General features: G+C 35.0%; 17 protein-coding genes. 14 read left to right on the top strand and 3 right to left on the bottom strand.

Annotated elements, in window-relative coordinates:
- Positions 1 to 653: 653 nt before the first annotated feature.
- The 13 genes from ltrA to ISU02_RS16705 all read left to right on the top strand — a co-directional run bounded on the left by ltrA (position 654) and on the right by ISU02_RS16705 (position 16,950).
- Positions 654 to 2,072, top strand: a complete 1,419-nt coding sequence (gene ltrA / locus ISU02_RS16765) for a group II intron reverse transcriptase/maturase (RefSeq protein ID WP_194703003.1) — start codon at positions 654 to 656, stop codon at positions 2,070 to 2,072.
- A gap of 203 nt (positions 2,073 to 2,275) precedes the next feature.
- Positions 2,276 to 2,821, top strand: coding sequence for a hypothetical protein (locus ISU02_RS16760; protein WP_207736365.1), 546 nt, complete (start codon positions 2,276 to 2,278; stop codon positions 2,819 to 2,821).
- A 612-nt stretch (positions 2,822 to 3,433) separates the two neighbouring features.
- Positions 3,434 to 3,868: a sigma-70 family RNA polymerase sigma factor gene (locus ISU02_RS16755; RefSeq protein WP_194703001.1), complete on the top strand. Its 435-nt coding sequence runs from the start codon at positions 3,434 to 3,436 to the stop codon at positions 3,866 to 3,868.
- A 507-nt stretch (positions 3,869 to 4,375) separates the two neighbouring features.
- A complete protein-coding gene (locus ISU02_RS16750; protein ID WP_194703000.1) occupies positions 4,376 to 6,622 on the top strand; it encodes an ATP-dependent DNA helicase in 2,247 nt (748 codons plus the stop codon).
- Between the two features lie 183 nt (positions 6,623 to 6,805).
- Positions 6,806 to 6,994 (top strand): ICEBs1 excisionase, encoded by a 189-nt coding sequence (locus ISU02_RS16745; protein ID WP_194702999.1) that lies wholly within the window; start codon positions 6,806 to 6,808, stop codon positions 6,992 to 6,994.
- A gap of 13 nt (positions 6,995 to 7,007) precedes the next feature.
- Positions 7,008 to 8,075 (top strand): site-specific integrase, encoded by a 1,068-nt coding sequence (locus ISU02_RS16740; protein WP_194702998.1) that lies wholly within the window; start codon positions 7,008 to 7,010, stop codon positions 8,073 to 8,075.
- Position 8,076: 1 nt separating this feature from the next.
- Positions 8,077 to 8,421: a plasmid mobilization protein gene (locus tag ISU02_RS16735; protein WP_194702997.1), complete on the top strand. Its 345-nt coding sequence runs from the start codon at positions 8,077 to 8,079 to the stop codon at positions 8,419 to 8,421.
- A 193-nt stretch (positions 8,422 to 8,614) separates the two neighbouring features.
- Positions 8,615 to 10,849 (top strand): hypothetical protein, encoded by a 2,235-nt coding sequence (locus ISU02_RS16730; protein ID WP_194702996.1) that lies wholly within the window; start codon positions 8,615 to 8,617, stop codon positions 10,847 to 10,849.
- A 1-nt stretch (position 10,850) separates the two neighbouring features.
- Positions 10,851 to 12,524 carry a LeoA/HP0731 family dynamin-like GTPase gene (locus ISU02_RS16725; protein ID WP_194702995.1) on the top strand — a complete coding sequence of 558 codons (1,674 nt, stop codon included), beginning with the start codon at positions 10,851 to 10,853 and terminating at the stop codon, positions 12,522 to 12,524.
- 458 nt (positions 12,525 to 12,982) lie between these two features.
- A complete protein-coding gene (locus ISU02_RS16720; RefSeq protein WP_194702994.1) occupies positions 12,983 to 13,171 on the top strand; it encodes a hypothetical protein in 189 nt (62 codons plus the stop codon).
- A gap of 208 nt (positions 13,172 to 13,379) precedes the next feature.
- Positions 13,380 to 14,348 carry a helix-turn-helix domain-containing protein gene (locus tag ISU02_RS16715; RefSeq protein WP_207736364.1) on the top strand — a complete coding sequence of 323 codons (969 nt, stop codon included), beginning with the start codon at positions 13,380 to 13,382 and terminating at the stop codon, positions 14,346 to 14,348.
- Positions 14,336 to 15,088 (top strand): hypothetical protein, encoded by a 753-nt coding sequence (locus ISU02_RS16710; RefSeq protein WP_194702992.1) that lies wholly within the window; start codon positions 14,336 to 14,338, stop codon positions 15,086 to 15,088. The genes ISU02_RS16715 and ISU02_RS16710 overlap by 13 nt, the downstream gene beginning before the upstream one ends.
- A gap of 482 nt (positions 15,089 to 15,570) precedes the next feature.
- Positions 15,571 to 16,950: an ATP-binding protein gene (locus ISU02_RS16705; RefSeq protein WP_194702991.1), complete on the top strand. Its 1,380-nt coding sequence runs from the start codon at positions 15,571 to 15,573 to the stop codon at positions 16,948 to 16,950.
- A 774-nt stretch (positions 16,951 to 17,724) separates the two neighbouring features.
- Here ISU02_RS16705 and ISU02_RS16700 read toward each other — a convergent pair.
- The 3 genes from ISU02_RS16700 to ISU02_RS16690 all read right to left on the bottom strand — a co-directional run bounded on the left by ISU02_RS16700 (position 17,725) and on the right by ISU02_RS16690 (position 21,053).
- The gene (locus ISU02_RS16700) at positions 17,725 to 18,360 is read right to left on the bottom strand and encodes a biliverdin-producing heme oxygenase (protein WP_194702990.1); all 636 of its coding nucleotides are present in this window, start codon (positions 18,358 to 18,360) and stop codon (positions 17,725 to 17,727) included.
- A gap of 355 nt (positions 18,361 to 18,715) precedes the next feature.
- Complete coding sequence (locus ISU02_RS16695) at positions 18,716 to 19,576, bottom strand: beta-keto acid cleavage family enzyme (protein ID WP_194702989.1); 861 nt, start codon at positions 19,574 to 19,576, stop codon at positions 18,716 to 18,718.
- A 19-nt stretch (positions 19,577 to 19,595) separates the two neighbouring features.
- Complete coding sequence (locus tag ISU02_RS16690) at positions 19,596 to 21,053, bottom strand: sodium:solute symporter family protein (RefSeq protein WP_194702988.1); 1,458 nt, start codon at positions 21,051 to 21,053, stop codon at positions 19,596 to 19,598.
- A gap of 449 nt (positions 21,054 to 21,502) precedes the next feature.
- On the opposite strand from ISU02_RS16690, the gene buk reads away from it, so the two are divergent.
- Positions 21,503 to 22,570 carry a butyrate kinase gene (gene buk / locus ISU02_RS16685; RefSeq protein ID WP_194702987.1) on the top strand — a complete coding sequence of 356 codons (1,068 nt, stop codon included), beginning with the start codon at positions 21,503 to 21,505 and terminating at the stop codon, positions 22,568 to 22,570.
- Positions 22,571 to 22,604 lie beyond the last annotated feature (34 nt).

Raw genomic sequence — 22,604 nt, 5'->3', positions numbered from 1 at the left:
AAAAAGCGATAAGAGAATATGTAAAAAATCAATTACAAGAAGATATCGCAAATGATCAAATAAGTATTCAAGAATACATTGACCCGTTTACGGGTAAGCAAGTCGAAGAGGGCAAAAAAAATAAGAAGCTGCTTTAGCAGCAGCCAGTAAGCGTAAGCAGTTGGCGAACTGATTCAATGAGCCTTAAGGCTCAAGCGAGTAACATGCCCTTATAGGGCTGAGCAAACTACCCGCTAAGCGGGTAGTTTTGATGTGCGCCCGGCATGGGCGCAATCTAACGGGTGCAAGTCCCGAACACGCCCTAGTAGTGGGAAGTGTATAGCTTAAGGCAAGGGTGTCCTTGGCGACGAGGAATCTGAAGGAAGCCGGCGGCAAATCTCTGGTCTGACGAATAGAAATCACATCAGGCGCAAGTTGATGGATAAAGTTGCATCACAAACTGAAGTCCAATAACTACTCGGAATCAACAGCGTAAATGTGGCAGATGGATGGAGAGAAAGATTGCGTTCTTACCCGGGGAGATCTCATGGACAAGTGGAACATCTTTGTGAAACTTGGTTGAAATAAGATTTATCATGAGAAGTCAGCTGATACCATAGTAGCGACCCATTCGACGGGGTCGTAAAGGGTTGAACCTAAGGAGGTGTTAGTCAATGAATGTTACTGAAAACGGGAAAAAGAAAAGCAGAAAACACTGTAGTGACAGTGGCTGCTGTCAGAGAGATAGTGCGGAACACGAAGGGCATGACAGAGCGCTCACCGACAAGATGATAACTGAAAACAACAACACCGATGCCGACAGTGGAGTAGATGGACTTCTGGAGCAAATCCTAGAACCTGAAAATCTTAACAGAGCCTATAAACAGGTGAAAAAGAAAAAAGGTTCACACGGAGTCGATGGAATGGAAGTAGAGCATCTTCTACAGTATTTTAAAGACAATGGTAAGGCGTTAAGGAATTCCATATTGGAAGGTAAATACCGACCAAAACCAGTCCGACGTGTAGAAATACCGAAGGACAATGGAAAGAAAAGACAACTGGGAATACCAACAGTAGTAGACAGGGTGGTTCAACAAGCTATACAGCAAGTGTTGTCGCCAATCTATGAACCAAAATTCAGTGACACGAGTTATGGGTTCAGACCAAAACGAAGTGCCCATGATGCTTTAAGGAAATGCAAGGAATATGCTGATGAAGGATACACTTATGTGGTGGATATGGATTTGGAGAAATTCTTTGATACAGTGAGTCAATCGAAGATGATAGAAATTCTGTCGAGAACCGTTAAAGACGGAAGGGTCATATCCTTGATTCATAAATACTTAAGAGCAGGAGCTATCGTTGACTGGAAATTCGAAGAAACATCCGAAGGACTAACTCAAGGAGGAAACTTGAGTCCTCTATGCAGCAACATCATGCTGAACGAGTTGGATAAGGAACTGGAGAAACGAGGGATTCGTTTTGTCAGATACGCAGATGATATGCAGTTGTTTGCCAAAACAAAACGGAGTGCAGAGAGGATTATGGATCATATTCTACCGTTTATTGAGTGGAAACTTAAACTTCGAGTGAATAGGGAGAAGACATCCGTTGCCTATATTGGTCACATCAAATTTCTCGGGTACGGATTTTATCCATCCAAAGGGGAATTAAAGCTACGAGTGCATGGTAAAAGTGTAACCAAAATGAAGAACAAAATAAGAGAAATCACATCAAGAAATAACGGCATTAGTTATGATGAGCTTAAGCTAAAGCTAAAACAGTATGTGATTGGTTGGGTGAATTATTTTAAAATGGCTAACATGAAATATCTCTTACAATGTACGGATGAATGGTTACGTAGAAGGCTTCGAACATTCATATGGAAAAGATGGAAGAAAACGAAGACAAGGTATAAAAGATTAATACAATTAGGCTTCAATCACCCCAATGCATTCAAATATGCTAATACAAGAAAAGGCTACTGGCATGTAGCCGGTAGCCAAATACTAAACTGCTCTATTACAAATAATCGGCTTAGAGAGTCGGGATACCTGTTCTTTTCTGATAGATACAAAACTGTAAATGTATAAACTTAGGAAGCGCCGTATACGGATCCGTATGTACGGTGCTGTGGGAGGTCGGGAAAGCTATTCAACTTTCCCTCCTACCCGATTACATTGACACTGAACATGCGTTCGATATAAAATGTAGATAAGCCCTTTCCCTGGCCCTAAAATCTACGAATTAGAAAGTTGGAAGTGTATGAATTAAATATGAGAGTGTGAAGGTGATAATGTTGGAGAAAGCGAAGGAAAAAGATGAAAAACAGAAATCTATCGAAGACTTAGGTAAGATTTATGATTTTGAAGCATTGTTTAGTGACAAAATGTATCATAATACAAAGCTCCTATTGAAGCTGTACTCAAAAGTCATGTGGCGAATGAGCAACTCAATTATGGAAATGGAGGCAGAGTGCTATCTGTCCAGCGGAAGCAGACTTTTCGATGTTGTTGATACATTAATTGATGTTGATCCAAGAGTGGATAAAGCAAGAATAGAAAGTAGACTACAAAGTATTGAGGACAGCAAGAGTATTTTAGAACTAATCGATAGAGCATTGGTCCTCTTGAAGAATTATCCCAATGACGGCGAGAAGTATTATGAGATATTGAGTAAATCTTACTTGGTGTTTGTGAAATATAGCGAAAGCGAAATACTTGAAAGCATGAATATATCAAGATCGACATTCTTTCGAGACAAGAAAAAAGCAATTACACTTTTAGGTGTAATCCTATGGGGATTTGTGATTCCTGATATCAAAAAATCACAAGTACAATGATGAAACTTTTTTGAGACTAATTTGGCACCTTTGTGATACATAAATGGAACTCAATTAGGACCAAATAGGCACTTGTCTGGTACTGACACGGTATTTAGTGACTGATATGCTAACCATACTGGGAATAGAATAACTTTTTGAATTACGTGGGAGTAAATTAGAAAAGATAGTAAATGGTATTGAATAATTAAGTGGCGATTGATATCCTTTAATTAATCCTTGTTATTATTTTTTCTAATGTGAAAGTCCACCGTTGGAGTGGCAGAGATATAAGAGATGATTGCTCATATTAATATTGAGCAAGATTCTAGGATTTTGCTGCTCTTGTGATGATTTTAGAAAAACTAAAAATAAAGTGTAGCCCTTGAAGATGAAATCCATCCTCAGGGGCTTTCTTTATGCCCAGAATTATGGTGATAAAAATTAAATAGTGACTCCGAACACTTTTGAGTTGGAGGCATTTAGTGAGCTGCACAGTTATGTGTGGCTTTTTTTATTGCCTTCAACAAGGAGGTGTAGGATATGGTCACAAAATATGTTTGGCCTATTCGTGGACCGTAACTTTTGAATTTGAACTTAACAATACATTAATTCAAATTTGGAGGTTACGACATGAATAAGAAAAATGAAAATAAAAAAGAAAGAAAAGCATTTTATATACCAATTGACGGGATACTGTATGAAACTTCTGAAGAAGTTTATACTGCCTATTATCGTATGGATCGCAGAGAACGCTATTTAGATGAACGAAGCAGAAAGCATGAGTTGTCTCTAGAAACTTTGTCTGGTTCAGAATATCCAGTAGAAAACAAGATGGTAGAACAACCTGTAAGTTTAGAAGATGAAGTTATTACAGGAGTAATGATTGAGAGTTTGCTAAAGGCATTGACAACTTTATCTGAAGAAGAAAAATGGCTTATCAATGAGCTGTTTTTTTGTGGGAAGAGTGAAAGGGAGTTGTCTGCTGAAACAGGTGTTCCTAGAAAGACAATTTCTTATAGAAAAGAGAAGGTACTCAATCGATTAAAAAAAGTGATCAAAAACTAAAAATATTTTCGCCCACCCCCCTGACTTTTTCGGCTTAAGAAGTGAGGGGGATTTATTTCCCCATGAACATTGAAAAATAGTAGACAGTCTATCTACTCATCACAAGTGTTTTAGATACGTTACCTTGTGTCCGAAAGGAAAGCGACGGAGCAGATGCGCGGTGAAGATCTGATTGATCTGAGCGATAACATCGGGCTGAAATTATCAAGTGGCTTTGATAACTCGCCATGACACATAAGGGAAAATTTAAAGATACTTCTGCCAAGTCCTAACTCATCGTATGGATGGCAGCTTCTGTAGAACCAGGAGAGAATGCAGCTTTAGTCTGGAAGCCAATGGCTTTAGCTGTTTCTATGTGGTCAGTGCCAGTGACCGTCTAAACATACTTAATTAAAATTATTTGAATGAATAAATGAAAGGCTTAACAGCAGAATTCTGAAGCAAAAGATATTGCTTTGGAATTGTGCTGTTAAGTAAAACGATACTAAAAGAAAGTTGAGGATATCAATGGACAGCATACCAATTAACACAAATACGATGAGTATTTTGAATATATTGAAGCAGAAAAAAATCATTACTGAAGAATCAAAAGGATTATTTATTTTAAAGGACTGCCTACTGTATGAGCAGTTTACAGGAAAGACCTATACTTACCGTCTGGTGAACTATATGAATGGAAAGCAAGAGTATTTATTTCATAGAAAGAAGCAAATAGATCGAAGCTCCTATCGAGAGATTGCGCTTAAAATAGCAGTTTCGGATTTATTTGGATCTGATTACTCAAGAACTGGACTGGCGATGATTGAGTATATTTTCAATAAAGTTTTTACAAATTTCGGTTATGTATTAAGACAGGAGCAAGTGAACCTATCAAAACATATGTACCAAGTAATGACTAATGGAAAAATCTCTATGAGCGATATACCAGTGGGACTCGGAAAGACACATGCCTATCTTGTTGCTGCTATTGTATTTAAGATGTTTCATGCCAAAAGTAAAATGAAGCCGATCATCATTTCAACATCGAGCATTGAGCTTCAAAAAGCGATAATAAAGGATTATATACCTGATATTTCAAAGATGTTATTGGCTTATGGGATCATTGAAAGGCCAGTTACATGTATTATGAGAAAAGGAAAAGACAATTACCTCTGTGAAAGACGTCTCAAGGACTATGTTGAATCTCTTGATCCAGACAAGAAAATAATGAGTGAATATGTTGCTCTTACTAAATTAATGAATAGCGATGGAATTGATCTTGATGAAATCGAGGGTATTTCTGGTTACGATAGAAGGAAAATCTGTGTGAACTTGAATAACTGCTTGACTTGTAGCATTCAAAGCAACTGCAGATACCAAAAACATATGAAGAAAGCCAAAAAGTCGGGGCATGACCTCCAAATTTGTAATCACAATTATTTCTTGGCGGATGTCATCAGAAAAAGACGAGGACTTTCAGGTTTGTTTCCGGACTATGATAAAGTCGTTATCGATGAAGCGCATAAACTTAGGGATGCAGCTAATCAAATGTATGGCACTTCAATCTCTCAAAGTGAAATCATTAAAATCTTAAAAAAGGCTATGCCAAAGAATGATGATTCGACAATGAAAAAAATACTGATGAACCTTTGCAACGAGGGAATTATCTACAGTAATAAGTTCTTTGATGAGTTGATTTGTCAAATTCCAAAAGAGCTCCAAGAAGAAGAAACTGAAAAGTATAAGACCTTCATCACTCAGAGAGCCAGGGTTCTCTTGAGTCAAGTCACGACTAATCTAGAAGAGATTCATCGTGCTATAAATGACAGAGATAGAAAGCTTGCATCAGATGTAAGAAGACTTCTAAGAAACATGAAGGTATTCAATAGATGTCATATCATCTATTGGCTGGAGATGCCATATTCAAAAGGTCAGACAATACTTGCATCAGTTCCGATAACCTTAAGTCAGGAACTTGGAGAAGATTTGTGGCTGAATGATAAGTCATATATTTTGACATCGGGAACAATCGCTGTAGAAGGCGATTTTAAGTACATTAAAAATGAACTTGGAATGAATAGAATTCCTATGACAAAACTTCAAGAAATCAGTAAAGACAGTCCTTTCAACTTCAAGGAGAACTGTCTTCTATATATCTCAGAAAACACAATCTATCCTGATTATGATAATCAGCAGTATATTGATGGTTTGATAGATGAAATTGAAAATTTGATTAGGATGTCAAATGGTCATGCATTAGTACTATTTACATCATATAAACCATTAAGACTTGTTTATCAGGGCCTAGCTAATAGAATTTCAGAAATTCCGCTATATCAGATGACCAGAGGGCGATCAGATATACTTGATGAATTCAAAGCTAGTGGCAACGGGGTGCTGTTTGCTACCGGAAGCATGTGGGAAGGTGTTAATATTCCAGGTGATATTCTCTCACACTTGATTATAGTAAAATTACCCTTTCCAATACCAGATCCTTTTAATGATTATGAAAGGACCTGTTATAAAACGGCTGATGATTATGTTAAAGAAGTTTTAGTTCCTCAAATGCTTATTAAGCTTAGGCAAGGTGCAGGTCGACTCATAAGAAATGAAACAGACTCAGGTGTTATTTCAATATTGGATTCAAGGGCAAGCACAAAAGGTAAATATCATAACGACGTTATAAAAGCTTTACCTAAATGCAGGCTTGGGAAAGAACATTGTGAAATCAATGCTTTCTTAAAACAAAAGAAACCTCATTCATTTTTCGAATGAGGTTAAAGCCTTTAACGGTATTAGTAATTTCGAATATCGGATTAAGGCTATTTTTATGGAAAAGGAAAAATAAACGAAACATTGCCTGGAATTATCAGAAGAGATAGTATGAGTTCAGAAGATAGCGCTATTACTCTGATATATGGGTGATTTTTATAACTGATATATAAGAGGTGAAATCATATGGTTGAAGTAAAGAAAATCTATTATTCAGCTGAAGACATTTCAGCGATGCTTGATATAAGCGTAAGCCATAGCTACAGGATTATTAGAAGATTAAATAAGGAACTTGAAGAAAAGGGTTTCTTAGTGATTTCTGGCAAGTTACCAATTAGGTATTTTGAGGAAAAATATTATGGCTTAAACTCATAAAGGAGACCGGATTATGAAAGCAACAAAAGATGCAAAAACAGGTAAATGGAAAATTCAATATTACTATAAAGACTGGCAGGGTAATGTAAAAAACTCAACAAAGCGAGGATTCCGAACGAAGAAGGAAGCGGAGGAATGGGTAAGAAGCTATTTGTCACAACATCAAGCCGATTTTACAATGAACTTTGCTGATTTTATCGAAGTATACTACGATGATATTGAGCCAAGGATAAAAGAGCATACAATGCGGACGAAGAAATATATCATTGACTTAAAGGTATTGCCATATTTCAAGAATATGCGCGTAAGTGACGTTAAAGCGGCAACAATTAGGAAATGGCAAAATGAACTGATGAGACAAGGCTATTCAGAGACTTATCTTAAGACAATCAATAACCAATTAAGTGCAATACTTAATCATGCAGTGAGATTTTATGATCTTAAGAGTAATCCCTGTAAAAAGGCTGGCAGCATGGGTAAAAGTAATGCAGAAGATATGCAGTTCTGGACAAAGGAAGAGTTTGATACCTTCATGGAAGCTGTTATGGATAAACAAGAATCATATGTAGCATTCACTACTTTGTATTGGACAGGAATGAGGATTGGTGAACTATTGGCGTTAACAAGAGCAGATATCAATACTGAGAAAAAGACGATTTCAATAAGTAAATCCTATCAGCGATTTGACAAGCGTGATGTCATTACAGAACCGAAAACTGCAAAGAGTAAGAGAATCGTTAGTATACCAGAGTTTCTAGCTGCAGACTTTGAAGATTACTTTTCAAAACTATATAAGTTGAAAAAAGGAGATAGGATTTTTAGATTTACTAAGGGTTATCTCACATGTGAAATGAAACGCGGTGTAAAAGAGAGCGGTGTTAAGAAAATCAGGCTACATGATCTTCGTCATAGCCACAGTAGCCATTTGATAGAATTAGGATTTACACCAGTAGCAATTGCTGAAAGGCTTGGACATGAGAAAGTAGAAACCACATTGAATACTTATGTACACCTATATCCCAATAAACAAGTTGAGATTGCTAATAAACTAGATGAAGAATACAGAAAGGAACTGAGATGATATGGCTTGTCCAAATAGAAATCGACATAGACCTAGAACCTTGGCTTTTAGATGTACCGATGAAGAGTTTGAAACAATTGACAAGAGAATAAAAGTAACGGGTGAGATTAAAGGTGATTACTTAAGAGATGCTGTTTTGAATGCCGAGGTTCATATCAGTGTAGGTAAGTTTAAAAGTGATAAGTTGGCATTGGAGATAAGGAATATCACAAGAGAACTGCAGAATGCTTTACAATCAAACATCACTGAAGAAATTGCTGTTGTAATCGATAAAAATCAGATTATGTTTAAAGAGTTGTATGAATTAGTTACCAAAGAAACTGGAAGAATCAATCATTTTGATTAGATAAGTTTTGAATGTATTTTAAGAAAAGAGTCAAATTGAGAGTACGCATTAAAGTACTTTTGATTTGGCTCTTTTTTTAGTGTATATTTGAAGTATCATATGTAAATAAATACCTTTATTTAATGAACAATAATAAACCGACATATAGTAGATTATTCAATTACACTGATGAAGATGATATGGAGATGATAATTTGAAAATTGGGACTCCTAGCGAAATATATAAGAAAGTTACACATGAAATAGAAAGTATTATTGATGCATTTAAATCAAAAAAATATGCTGATGTTGATCATAATGCGCTAGAACAGGCAATAACTCGGTTAGAAGAAATGAAATCAAAGTTAAGTTTAGAACTAGAATCATTAAATGAAAATGCTGAGTGGGATGTTTTCAATATAGCTTTCTATGGAGAAACAAATGCAGGTAAATCAACTTTGATTGAAACTTTGAGAATTCTCTTGGATGAACCCACTAAAGTAAGTGAAAGAGAAGCTTTTGACTTAAAAAAACATGAAATAATTGATATTGAAGAGAACTTTGCCACGCATTGTAAGTTGATGGAAGGAATTAATGAGGGGTACAGTCTTGAGGTTAAGAACTTAAATGAAAAAGTTGATTTACTTAAGATAGACATTTGTGAAATTGAAAAGAATATTCAGTGTTTTGAAGAAGAAATGACAGAAGTAGAAAATCTCATAAATGAAAAGAAAAAATCATCAGTGTTAAACTTCTTTCGTTATATTATTGGAATTCTTAAAGAACAACAAATGTTATGGGATTTAAAGAACAGTATCCAAAATAGTTCGTTCACTTTAAATAATTTAATTTCACAATGTGATGAACTTGAAATAGAGATTGATTTAAGAAGTAAAGAAATGAATTTAGAACTTGAGAAAATGGAAAAAATTAGTCTTAAGTTTAAAGAAACACTAGATCAACTAAATGAAGAAATATTACTCCTCTCTGATGGTGCGATTATTGGAGATGGACAATCGGATTATACTAGAGATGTGATATCATATAATTTTTCGCGAAAAAATCAAAGTTTTGCATTATTAGATTTACCAGGAATTGAAGGTAAAGAAGATTTGGTTATGCATGAGATTAATTCGGCTGTTCAAAAGGCTCATATTGTGTTCTACATTACTAATAAGGCAGCACCTCCCCAAAATGGAAACGATAATAATGGCACCCTCCAGAAAATTAAGAAACATTTAGGGCAACATACAGAGGTTTATTCCATATACAATAAGAGAGTGAAGAATCATCAGCAACTTAGACCTAGATTAATCAATGAAGATGAGGAAAACAGTCTGGTAGAATTAGAAACGATAATGAAGGAAAATTTAGGCAATCATTATTCCAAAAATAAGGTGCTCACTGCTTATCCAGCTTTTCTATCGGTTGGGAAAAACACTCAGGAGGCTTTTCTAAAGGCACAAGAAAAATTTCTTGAAAAGTATCATCGTCACGATGAACTACTTTCAGTAACTCAAGTAGAGCAATTTGCTAACTGGCTTGTAGATGATATTATTTCTGAATGTAAATCTAAAATCATTAAGTCAAACTATAATAAGGTAAGTGTACGATTAAGCGATACTATAACATCAATAACTGCTGTGTATGGTGAACTGAGGGATTTGAAGAAACTACTAGATAAAACTAGACGAGGTACAGTAAATCAATTAGATGAAGCTATTATAGGATTAAAAACAAATTTGCAAAATGCAATTAATAAAGAAATAGATAATTTCAAGAGACAACTTAGAGAAAAAATATATTTGGAAATTGAAAAAGAAATCAGTGGAAAGGTTTTTAAAGAAATATATGAAGAGATATTAGAACACTCTCTAGTTGAGTTAGATGGGAAAATGAATAAATCCATAGATAATGTTTTAAATGATTACAAAGAAAATATAAAGTCTGTTATTGAAAAGCATAATCGGTATGAGAATGAATTGCTAGACGTTTATAGTAAACGTACTTCTCTCAATCGTGAAAGCTTTGCTGACCTTAAGTTGAAAGGTGTTGATAATTGGCAAGGCGTTATAGAAGTAGTTGTAGCAATAGGTGGAGTTATCGCAGCTATTTTGGCGGGTGGACCTTTAGTAATTGGACTAGCTGTGCTTGCAGCATTTATAAATGTTTCAAAAAACCTTATTAATTTATTTGATAAGAAAAAGAGGATTGCACATCAAAAAAGTGTGGCGAATAAAAGTATTGATAAAACTAGTTCAGACATATTAAAATCCAAATTAAAATCTGTTGAAAATTCAATAGATGAACTAAGTAAAAGTATGGAAAAATTCAAACATGATATTAGAAAACCTACAAAGAATCTAGATTCAATGATCTATATTTTAAAAGAAGCTGAAGATAAAATGGCAATAATCCAATCAACAATTATTAGAGAAGGGGTTAGATGAAATGGATACGATAAAAGTATTTAAAGCTGGACAGAAGAAGGTAGTAGATTTACTAGAGAAAACATTAGAATTTTTAGAAGAAGGAAAAAAATTTGGTGTCAAAATTGAAGAAGAGCTAGTTGAAAAAGTAAGAAGAGGCATTTCTGATACTGAGAATGAGAATTTGAAAGTTGCATTAATTGGAGGATTTTCTGAGGGGAAAACATCAATTGCTGCAGCTTGGGCTGAAGACTATGATAAATCCATAATGAAAATAAGTCACTCAGAGTCATCGGACGAAATTGTGTGTTTTACAGTTGGTGATATCTTACTCATTGATACTCCAGGACTTTTTGGTTCAAAAGAAAATGAGAATAATGAGAAGTACAAAGATATTACAAAAAAATATGTAAGTGAAGCACATTTAGTACTTTATGTAATGAATCCAAATAATCCCATTAAAGATAGTCATAAAAAAGATTTACAATGGCTGTTCAAAGACTTGAACATATTGGACCGTACAATTTTTGTGATAGGGCGTTTTGACGAAGAAGTGGATATAGAAGACGAGGATGATTACCTTCAAGGTCTTGCAATAAAAAGAAAAAATATAATCGAGCGATTACGTGATTTTGAGATTCTTGATCAAAATCAAGAAGTTGTCATAGTTGGTGTTTCTTCAAACCCATTTGATAAAGGTTTAGAATATTGGCTTGATAATTTAGAAGAGTTTAAGAAATTATCACATATAGAACTTTTACAAGAAGCAACAGCAAACAAGATTTCTTCTTCAGGTAGCAAAAGTGATTTGATTATAGCAACACAAAAGAGTATTGTATCTGATGTTTTGATTAGAGAACTTCCAGTTGCACATGAGCGAGTTGAAAAAGCATATTTGGAGTGTATTCAATTAGGTGAATTAAGTGAGGATATGCAGATTGAACTAGAAAAAACAAACAATCGGATGAAAACTGCACGTATCAATTTAAGAGAGTATGTATCAGATACGTTTACTGATTTGATTCTTCAAGCTAAAGGAACAAGTATAGAGACGTTTGACGAGTTCTTTCAACGTAATATTGGTAGTGAAGGAATAGTGTTAGAAACGAAAATAAAAAATGAGTTCGAAAGACAATTAGGTGGTGCTTTACAAGAAATCAATCAATTGCAAGTAAGTTATAATGCTGGCGTAGATCATTATCAAAGTGTTTTAGGTGATATGGCATTTAAGGGCATTAAGGCAGGAGGAGCATTTCTTAAGAAAGGCTCTATCAAAGTTACAAATAAAGCAATACTTGCGTCTAGAGATTTCTTAAAACTGCCAATCAAGTTTAAGCCATGGGGCGCTGTTAAATTAGCAAAGGGGATTAACAATGCTTTACCTATAATTGGTGATGTAGTAGGAATTGGTGTTGATGTTTGGGAAATGTACTCTGAAAAAGAAAAGGAAAAGGAATTTAGAAAAGGCATTGATGATGTTGTTGAAAAATTTGAGAAGCAGAGAAAAGAACTACTTGATCTCTTGGATAACTATGATGGTTTTATCGAAATGTTCTTCGAGAGCTATTTGGACTTAAGAGACCGAGTTGATATGTTGAATAGTGAGTTGGAACTTAAGAAGAAGCAAAAAGAAGAATTTGCAATATGGAGACAATCAGGAGAAGCGATTGAAGTTGAGTTTGAGGAATTATATTAATTTATAATTAAAGTCAAATATGACTGCCTTTTGACTGCTTCTTGACTAAGAGGGAAAATAAAAGGTGATAATAGGGATAATGTGAGCATGAAAAGCCTTGAAAATGCTCAATGCTACGCATTGCTGAGGCATGACTGGAAGTCGTTTTATATGCTCCATGATTTTTCTCATTTGTACGAAAAAATCATTTTGTTTACGTTGGGAATTGTGGAAAGGTTGAAATAAGCATAAGGGCAAACTGAGATTGCTTAGATGATTACTCTGAAGGTATGAAAGATTTTTTGATAAAATTATAAAGAGTTCTATAATAGAAAATATAGTTGAAGTAGGAATTTTGACAAAGCTGTATTTGTTAATCTAAAAGTGGTCCATTTTCAATAAAATAATCAGTTGAAAAACGGTCCAATAATTCAAATTTGATCCCCAAAGGTTTAAACTATCTTTGGAGGAAATAGGAGATGATCACTTTAATGGACAAGTACGCAATTATTGGAAAGAATATCAGAATGAAAATAACAAGCTTACAACAAACGCAAATGATAAAGAAATCCAAGAAAAAATTGTGTCTAAACCCAAGTATGATGCTTCAAGCAGAAAAACCTAAAAGTACTCAGAAGAAATCGCTTCAGCTTTGGATCAAATCTTAGAGTCTGAAAAAGAAAAACTGCGTTTACTTGGGATCAATAAACAACCAAGAGATAACTCTATAATTTGTATTAGATGAATATTAATCGATTCTAAAGGATGATTGTTTTATGATCATCCCTTTTTTGTTGTTTATAACATTTTGGTTTGAGTTATAACATTTTAAATGTTATAATGATTTTAAAAATGTTATTAAGTGAGGTGAAACAATTGGATATGATAGATTATTTAAAGGAACAACTAGATGAGACTGTAGAAATAAAGCCCTTTAAAGGGGTAAAGAAATTACCATTATTCCTAACCAACGAATACAAGTTTTCTGAATGTAAAATTCATGATTTAGACTGTATACTGATGGAAAAAGAAGATATAAAATTCAGCATAGATAAAATAATCAAGCATTTAAAAAAAGTTAAGGAATTCGGTGTTGAAAGACCTGTGTTGATATTTAATGATTTAGATTCTGGAAAAAGAAGAAAGCTTGTCATAAGAAGAGTGCCGTTTATAGTACCTGGTAAACATTTGTATTTACCATTTATTTTTATTAACTTCACAGAAAAGGTTACGAATGTTTCCAATAAATTCGATAAATTTACCGCTGCAACACAAATGATTTATATTAGAATCCTACTTAGTAAAGAGAATGAGATTGTAACGAGAGAAATTGGAGAAGAGCTCGGATTAAGCATGATGACTATCAATCGGGGGATAAGGCAATTAGTAAGCTTGGGAATCGTTGAAGAGATTGGCTTGGGAACTAAGAAGAAATACTACAGAATGAATAAGAAATTTTGTTGGGAAGCTGGAAAGAAATATATGATTCCCCCGATTAGTAAAGTGAAATATCTAAAGCATTCCAATAATGTGAATCACCAAATTAGCTCAAGTGATTTAGCTTTATCTGCTCTTACAATGATGAGTAGTGAAAAAGTTATCAGCTATGCTCTAGATAAATATAGTTTTGATCAGATTGAGCCCACCTTAATAATTAAAGAATCAGATGTTGAAGATGATATGGAAGCTGTTCGGGTAGAACGCTGGAAGTACAATCCAAACTTATTTTCAAAAGATGGCATTATAGATGTTTTTTCATTATACGCTATTTATCAAGAAGATAACGATCCTAGAGTTGAGATTGAGTTGGAGCAACTTATTGAGGAGGCTTTATGCGAGGACTAGAGGCGTTTAAAACATATTTCAGCGAGTTTGATAATTACTATGTACTGATTGGTGGAACAGCTTGCACGATAATATTTGAAGAAGTAGGTCTTGATTTTAGAGCGACTAAGGATATCGATATGGTTTTAATTGTTGAAATGATTGATTCAGCTTTTGGAGAAGTATTTTGGGAATTTATCAAAGCAGGAGGCTATAGAAATATTTATATGAGCAGCGAGAATCAAAATTTTTATCGGTTTGATAAGCCTAAGAATATTGACTTCCCTCAAATGGTGGAGTTATTTGCGAGAGAACCAAACGAGTTTAAATTGGCTGAAGGATATCATTTAATACCACTTCATATTGCAGATGATATTGCGAGCCTTTCAGCTATTTTGCTTAATAGCGACTATTATATTTTTTTACTTCAAGGTAAGAAAAAAATTGAAGGGTTATCTGTATTAGATGAACTTCGATTGATTCCCTTTAAAGCGAAGGCATGGTGTGAATTAACTGATCGACATAATGCTGGTGAAGAAGGATTATCAAAGCATATTAAAAAACATCGAAATGATGTGGCTAAATTACTAACGCTAATTTCTGCGGATGTCCAAATTGAATTACATGGAATGGTAGAAGCGGATATGAAAAGGTTTGTTAAAGCTATGAGCGTTGACATCTTAGATGAGAATGTTACTGGCATCAAAGGCATGACAACGGACTTGTTTTGTACAAGATTACATGAGATCTATAGAATATAACAAATAGTGGAGAACATTTAATTTTCTAAAAGTAACTCTACGAAGGTCTTATGTTTTTATGTATGGTATAATATGTTCACAAAGTTGAGCACCATGTCCCGAGGCAAACCAAATTTCCCTCCCATCTAAAATTTAAAATCAAAATCGACCTTGAAACAAACTATCTCAGTTTGTTTTAAGGTCTTTTTTTATTCATCCTTAAACTCTAGATCCATGTAATTACTACTATTGCGGCCGCTTATTAAATGACTCTCCATTAATAGCTAATGATGATTACTCTGAAGGTATGGAAGATTTTTTGATAAAATTAAAAAGAGTTCTATAATAGAGAATATAATTGAATTAGGAATTCTGACAAAGCATAAAATTTCTAAAATACGAATAAATTTAGGAAAATGAACATAAAATGTACCGATATTTATTAATGATTTTATAAATCAAGAGATTTGTGATAATATTTTTTGTAGCAGGAGGTGTACATAATGAAAGATTCTATGATTCGTATAAAAGAAGCTGAATTGTATAATATAAAAAATGTTGAATACGGGAAACTTGATTTTCCAAATGATAATTCATCATCAAATAAATTAATGTGTTCTGAAATCCTTGGCATATATGGCCAAAATGGTTCAGGTAAAACAGCCTTCGTAGATGCCATGTGGATTGTGAAACATCTCATAAGTGGTCAAGAATTGCCTAAAGATGCAGGTGATTATATCTTTGAAAAAGAAGAAACAGCAACTATAAAATTAGATTTTGATTTGAACCAAGAAGATCATATATATCAGGTTTTCTACGAAGTGGAAATTGAAAGAACGGATGAAAACAAAGCAAGAGTCATTAGGGAATATTTAGCTTACAAAGAATTCATTGAAGGAGACTGGACGAGCAAGGCAGGCATAATAGATTATCAACTTGCAAACAAAGAATATACGTTTAAGCCAGTAAAAAGCTATCGTTTACTCACTTCAAAAAATTCAGATGTTCAAATTGATTTGGGTGTGGCGAAGAAGATGTCAGAGAAAAATTGTACTTCCTTTGTTTTTGGTATGGAGTTAGAAGACATCATAAAAAAAAGCGAAGCCTTCAAAAGCTATAATGATATTATTTTGGCGTTGAAGCATTATGCTAAAGTTAATCTCTTCATCATCAAGAACCATCATTCAGGGATGATTAGCATGAGCTTGTTGATTCCCTTTAGTTTCAGGTTGTTGGATGAGAAAAAGGTGACACAGGGCGACTTGGCAATTGGTCTGTTAAAGCCATCGGTGGTTCCAGAGGAAGTGTATAATGTTGTCGTCAAAATTATCGATCAAATGAATATCGTACTGGAAACGATTGTTCCGGGACTGAACATTGGACTCAAAAACCACAGCAAGCAACTGACAAATGATGGCAATGAAGGTGTTCGTATAGAACTTATATCAATAAGAGAAGAAATAAAAGTGCCTCTAAAGTATGAGTCGGACGGTATCAAAAAGATTATCTCAATATTGAGCACGTTGATTACAATGTTCAATAATCCAACCGTATGCATGGTTGTTGATGAACTGGACGCAGGCATCTCCGAATATTTACTTGGTGAACTTCTTCAGATCATCAGTGAAAACGGAAAAGGACAGTTGATCTTCACGTCGCATAACTTAAGACCACTTGAGATGCTAAGTACAAATTCAATTATCTTTACAACAACGAATCCCAAAAACCGGTATATGCGATTTACAAATGTGAAAAGCAATAATAACCTCAGAAACCTCTATTATAGAAGCATCAATCTTGGGGGCCAAAAAGAAGAAATCTATAAAGAGACCAATGGCTTTGATATCAGTCGTGCCTTCAAGATTGCTGGGAGGGTTGATTGATGAAAACAGTGAATATTAAAATAGAGCTACTTTTTAACTGTGATTACTTTCATAGGGGAGATGATTGTCATATCGATTATTAGGCATTACTGATAATGAAAAGAGAATATGAAAAAAAGAGATTGATGGATTAAGTTTTTAGGATCCTACTTAATTACATAAGTAGTTGTTTTTAATATTCTATGATCGTATCGAAATGTAAATTATCGCGATCAGAAATCCATCCAATATGACCTTATCAGACAAAAAAATGAAAGCCCCGTTATTATTCTCCCAACAAAGTAATTGTATCGACAGTTAAATTTGATATATATAATGTATGTAACAAATGTGGGTAACATATGTTGTGCAAAATAGTTAAATCAATGGGAAAAAGAGGCGGAAATTTTAAATTTGAGAAATGATGATCGTGATTTATTGTGAATTGAAAATTTTATAAATCTCCCTACAAACCCTATAATTACAAGGTGTGTAGGGAGATTTTCTGTAATACTATTCTGCTGTGATACTGATTTAAGCTGTGATACGGTCTTAATACAATATTTTATTTAAGATTCCAGATCACAATTCTGTTAGATGTCAGCATTAAATTTATCAAATAGTATATCATGCGTATGCTTCAAGCTTTCGTTAAGTGAAATCGTATCGATGGTCGCTGTGACGATTTGACAACCGTGTGCCAGCCATGTGCCAACTTCAGTTTTAGACCTTCATCTGTAGGTGAAAGAGGTACGCACATAACATACCTGTAAATTTCCACCAATAAATTCTCGGTTACTTACCAGGGTATAGTTTTGCATCTAGCTCATTTGAAATAGCTATATTATAAATATAAACATTACTTATTTCTATAGTAAATAAGTTTTGCATGTATTCAGATAGATTTAATTTGTCGAATTTTTTGTGATATGCCATTACATAATCTCTTGTATTTCCAATGTCAGGCTGGATATAGTAATTTAATGCATGTGTAGGAACATCATAATATTTCGTTAATTTTTCCGGGAATGTTCTGCCGCCAAATAAATCTGCAATAAATCTAACATAAGCATAGGTTACGATTAACTCCGGATGTTCCTTACTTACTTCATATATTCTAGCTAGGCATGCTTCTGTAGAAGGCAATAATTTCATCTCAGAGAGTCTATCTCCAGCTAAGATTTCTAAGTCTTTTTTTATATAATCAGATCTATAAAGTTCTGGCGTAAGAAAATTCTTGATACTTTCATGTTCTGAATTATTATCAAGAGAGTCTTCTATAGCTTTATACATAGCATGTAAATTAAATATATATTCAATATATGCTTCTTTACTTGCTCTACCTTCAATCAATCTCTTAATGAAGCCACTGTTTTCAGATGCTAAATGCAATGCTTTAGTGTTATTTCTTATAGCTACCATAAAATTCATAAGTAATCATCTCCTTAAATAAATTATTACTTATTCTAAAGTGTTTGTCAATAATTGTCATAAAACCACATATTTGTGTTAAATTATCTTGTTTGGTTGATGATGTAATATATTTTATGTAAAGTGAAAAATCGGTTATACTCAACGCGATCTAATAGCAACCATTTAAAATATCTATGAATTACTATCTAGGCGGTATTAATTGGTTTATGAAAATAACCTTGAACTCTCCAATAGTTATATTACAATAATCATATTAAGCTATAAACGGGAGCCATGTAATAATAATCAAAAAAGAACTGATACTCAACTAATTTCTTAGTTTTGTAGCAGTTCCTTTATGCGATACCATCACCTATAACTGTGGAATACCCAATATTTCACGCGCTTCTTCTGGCGTAGCAACTTCAAGACCAAGTTCTACCGCTAGATTGGCAACGCGCTCAACCAGCTGTGCATTGCTTGTTGCCAGTTCACCTTTTCTAAAATAGACATTGTCTTCAAAACCGACACGCACATTGCCTCCCATGAGCATAGTCATGACACTACCAGGCAATTGGTGTTTTCCGATCGCCAGTGCTGAAAAATGACTTCCGGCAGGGACCTTGTTAATCAAATGAATTAAGGTTTCGTTTGAATAGGCCATTGCTTGTTGGCTATTTCTGTCCATGCCCATGACGAAACTAAATGAAAGCGGATCATCTAAGACGCCTTTAGGATACACATAATGGACAACATCCTCTATTGAAGTCGGATTAAACACCTCTAATTCAGGTTTGATATTTAATGCTTTCATTCGTCTAGCGGCATCGATCAAGAAATCTCTTGTCCATTCATAGATGAAGGTTCTATCTGACCAACTCGTTGCAATGAGTGAACAATCAAGAGAGCACATTTCCGGTAAGTACTCTGCTTCTAAAACTTTTAATCCGTCCTCAGCAACAGTGCCAGGAACATTTGCAGGCGCTGTGGAGTTTTGAATAATGATGGGACATTTTGCTCTAACCAAACGGTTGATCTCGCTAAAAATTTTCGGATCATTTGTAGATTTACCGTCTTTATCTCGGGCGTGAATGTGTGCAATTGATGCACCCGCTTTATAGGCTTCATACGCTGCCTGTGCAATTTCTTCTGGCTGCTCAGGTAAATTCGGATTTGCTTCTTTGCCGTGAAAGGCCCCTGTTAGAGCCACTGTAATAATAACTTTTCTAGCCATAATGTAACCTCCTATGATTTTAGCTCATTTGATTTTCTGCAGTCAGGGTAGCTTCTTTTCTAAATGGTGCGGGTGTGTTATCAAGGACCGATACCAATGCGAAGGTTAAACTACATATGATAAGCTGCGGATAGATGACATGAGAAAACATGCCTTTAAATGTCGGCACCGTCATCCAAAGTGCAACGACAATAAAGCTTGCAATCAGTGTTAAGATGGCGCTATTGCGCTTACATAGTTTTGGAAAATAGAGTGATGCAATTAGGATGATGAAATATGCCACACAAAGTGATAGTCCCATGGTGATGAACTGTAATAAAAACTTCACAAAGAAAGCACAAAATAGTGTGAGCACTGTAAAAATAACGCCTATAACCTTGGATAGCTTTACTTCGTTGATTTGAGTAGCATCTTTTTTAAGTGGCTTGTATATATCATTGATAAATAGTGCTGAGTTACCGAGAATAAGTGATGTTGCTGTGGAGACATCTGCTGCCCACATTCCTGCAAGTACAATACCTGCTACGGCACCAGGGAATGTCACAATCACTGCTGGAAGTGCCATAGCTGTATTTTCAAGTGCTGGGAACATAACACGACCTGCCATGCCGATGAGTGCCGTTGCAAATCCAAAAGGCAATACCATGAGTCCACCGATTAAATAGCCGCGAAGTGCTGCTTTTTCATCTTTTGCTGCAAAAATCATTTGTACCGTTGACTGAGCTGTAGGCACATGCACAAAGAAGAGAATTAGATATGAAAGAAAAACACCGAATCCTAATCCATCTATTGGATGTAAGAACATCTCTCGATCGGGCAAACCAGCCATGAGCGGGCCGATACCGCCGACACCTTTGATGGTATAGATCACTGCGATGATGACGGAAACATATAAAAGTCCAATGTTTACAATGTTGGTTACGCCCGTTGACATCATGCCTCCGATTGAAGCGATTGCCAAGAAAATGATTGCAGATAATAGCATACCACTTGATAGGGTAAAATACTGCGGTAGCAAACTGCTCAATATAGCACCACCTGCAATATATTGGGCAATCATAATGCAAAAATTCATAAACAACTGACCGATTGAACTTACAAGTCGAGTTTTTTCACCATAATAGTCCCCATATATTTGTGAAATAGTTGATAAATTTAGACTTCTCAACTTCTTTACAAATAGAAAAGCGGTGATAATGATCCCGATAGCAAAAGCGCCATCATACCATCCAGCAGATATACCAAAACCATAACCATTTTGTGCAATTCCCACAGTACCGTTAGCACCAAGGGCGACACCTACAATGGTTACCATAACAAGAACCGTACCGAAGCTGCGGTTTGCCAGTAAAAAGCTTTCCCCAGAGTCGCTGTTTTTCGATTTCTTAGCCTGTGCGTATTTAGCGTAGAAAGAAAAAGAAATCAGTGCGACCATGTAAAACACCACGACTAATAATGCAATTGTATTGCTTGACATATTTTCCACCCTTTCAAAATTTATTGATGCATCGTCCAAAATTAAGAGCAATATCAGTGCCAAACTGTGAGCCAAAATTATTGCATTGGGTTAAACGCATCTAATGCCAACGTTGGAAAAATTTTAACAATATAAATTCTGAGTTATAATTGTTAATCAAATAACGAAGTATATTTAAATATGACTATCCGTATTCAAATGTGACTATATTGAATGTTTATAGCGATTTCAGTCGCTATAGCGAGTTTGGGCCCATTTGAATATGCAATAATGCATATATTGTCTTTCCAATAGTACATTTATATGCAAAATGGATTGTATTTTGTGATGATTTTTATTATCAATGCGGTGATTTGAATGGATTCAGCTATTTGGCATCCGTTTTGCTTTTAATATGTCTGACTTTTAATATGTTTGACATAAAAAATCAAAAATCAAAGAGGTGCAATATGAATAGCAAGATACTGGTAATGAATTTTGGATCTACTTCAACCAAATTGGCGATTTATAAAGAGGGTGTTGAAGTTGTAAAATCGTCTATTCAACACAACCCCGAAGAATTATCTGCATTTGACCATACGATGGATCAAAAGGACTTTAGAAAGAGAGCAGTCATTAAATGGGTGACAGATCAAGGGTATACTTTTGAAATGTTTGATGCAGTCATTTCGCGTGGTGGTAACTGTCGTCCAATCCCTGGCGGCATTTATGAAATATCTAAAGCGATGATTGATGATATCTATACTGGCAACTATGGTGTACATCCCGCTGGATTAGGCTGTGTTTTAGCCAGAGAGTTCGGAATGGCATATCAAATGCCGGCACTTACTGCATATCCGCCAATCACGGATGAGTTCTGTGACTTAGCACGCTATAGTGGCATTAAGGAGCTTAAACGCATCAGTTCTTTTCATGCTCTCAACCACAAAGCCATTGCCAAAAGGCATTGTGAACAGAATGATCTCATCTATGAAAATGAAAATTTTGTCGTCGTTCATCTTGGTGGCGGTATTTCGATCGCTTCACATTTGAATGGCAAAATGATTGATGCCAATAATGCACTTGATGGAGATGGCCCTTTTGCACCTGAACGTTCTGGGAGTCTTCCAGTGGGCGATTTGGTAAAAATGTGTTTCAGCGGAGAGTACACTGAGAAAGAGATTCTCAAAAAGATAACCGGTGGAGGTGGTCTCATGTCATACCTGGGAACGTCAAGTGCCTTAGATATTGAATCGCGTATTGATAAGGGTGATGATTATGCCAAAGACGTCTATGATGCAATGGCATATCAAGTTGCAAAAGCAATTGGTGGTGCTGCCACTGTATTAAAGGGTAAAGTCAATAGTATTTTACTAACGGGAAGTATCGCACATTCTAATTATTTTACGAGCACTTTAAAAGAATATGTCGGCTATATTGCCCCTGTTTATATCTATGCAGGAGAAAATGAAATGCTCTCTTTAGCAGAGAATGCCTTTAGATATCTAAACAAGATCGAAAGTACGCAACCTTATTAGAACATGTGATTATGTTAGTATAGAAAGGAAACTA

This window comes from Fusibacter ferrireducens (genome assembly GCF_015352425.1).
In the GTDB taxonomy this organism is placed as follows: Bacteria; Bacillota; Clostridia; order Peptostreptococcales; family Acidaminobacteraceae; genus Fusibacter_A; species Fusibacter_A ferrireducens.
The sequence above is the reverse complement of the archived record's forward strand: the minus strand, read 5'-3'. Positions and strand labels throughout refer to the sequence as shown.

Coding starts and splice junctions, on each gene's coding strand:
- ltrA (WP_194703003.1), top strand. CDS start 654: ATGAATGTTACTGAAAACGGGAAAAAGAAAAGCAGAAAACACTGTAGT.
- ISU02_RS16760 (WP_207736365.1), top strand. CDS start 2,276: ATGTTGGAGAAAGCGAAGGAAAAAGATGAAAAACAGAAATCTATCGAA.
- ISU02_RS16755 (WP_194703001.1), top strand. CDS start 3,434: ATGAATAAGAAAAATGAAAATAAAAAAGAAAGAAAAGCATTTTATATA.
- ISU02_RS16750 (WP_194703000.1), top strand. CDS start 4,376: ATGGACAGCATACCAATTAACACAAATACGATGAGTATTTTGAATATA.
- ISU02_RS16745 (WP_194702999.1), top strand. CDS start 6,806: ATGGTTGAAGTAAAGAAAATCTATTATTCAGCTGAAGACATTTCAGCG.
- ISU02_RS16740 (WP_194702998.1), top strand. CDS start 7,008: ATGAAAGCAACAAAAGATGCAAAAACAGGTAAATGGAAAATTCAATAT.
- ISU02_RS16735 (WP_194702997.1), top strand. CDS start 8,077: ATGGCTTGTCCAAATAGAAATCGACATAGACCTAGAACCTTGGCTTTT.
- ISU02_RS16725 (WP_194702995.1), top strand. CDS start 10,851: ATGGATACGATAAAAGTATTTAAAGCTGGACAGAAGAAGGTAGTAGAT.
- ISU02_RS16720 (WP_194702994.1), top strand. CDS start 12,983: ATGATCACTTTAATGGACAAGTACGCAATTATTGGAAAGAATATCAGA.
- ISU02_RS16710 (WP_194702992.1), top strand. CDS start 14,336: ATGCGAGGACTAGAGGCGTTTAAAACATATTTCAGCGAGTTTGATAAT.
- ISU02_RS16705 (WP_194702991.1), top strand. CDS start 15,571: ATGAAAGATTCTATGATTCGTATAAAAGAAGCTGAATTGTATAATATA.
- ISU02_RS16700 (WP_194702990.1), bottom strand. CDS start 18,360: ATGAATTTTATGGTAGCTATAAGAAATAACACTAAAGCATTGCATTTA.
- ISU02_RS16695 (WP_194702989.1), bottom strand. CDS start 19,576: ATGGCTAGAAAAGTTATTATTACAGTGGCTCTAACAGGGGCCTTTCAC.
- ISU02_RS16690 (WP_194702988.1), bottom strand. CDS start 21,053: ATGTCAAGCAATACAATTGCATTATTAGTCGTGGTGTTTTACATGGTC.
- buk (WP_194702987.1), top strand. CDS start 21,503: ATGAATAGCAAGATACTGGTAATGAATTTTGGATCTACTTCAACCAAA.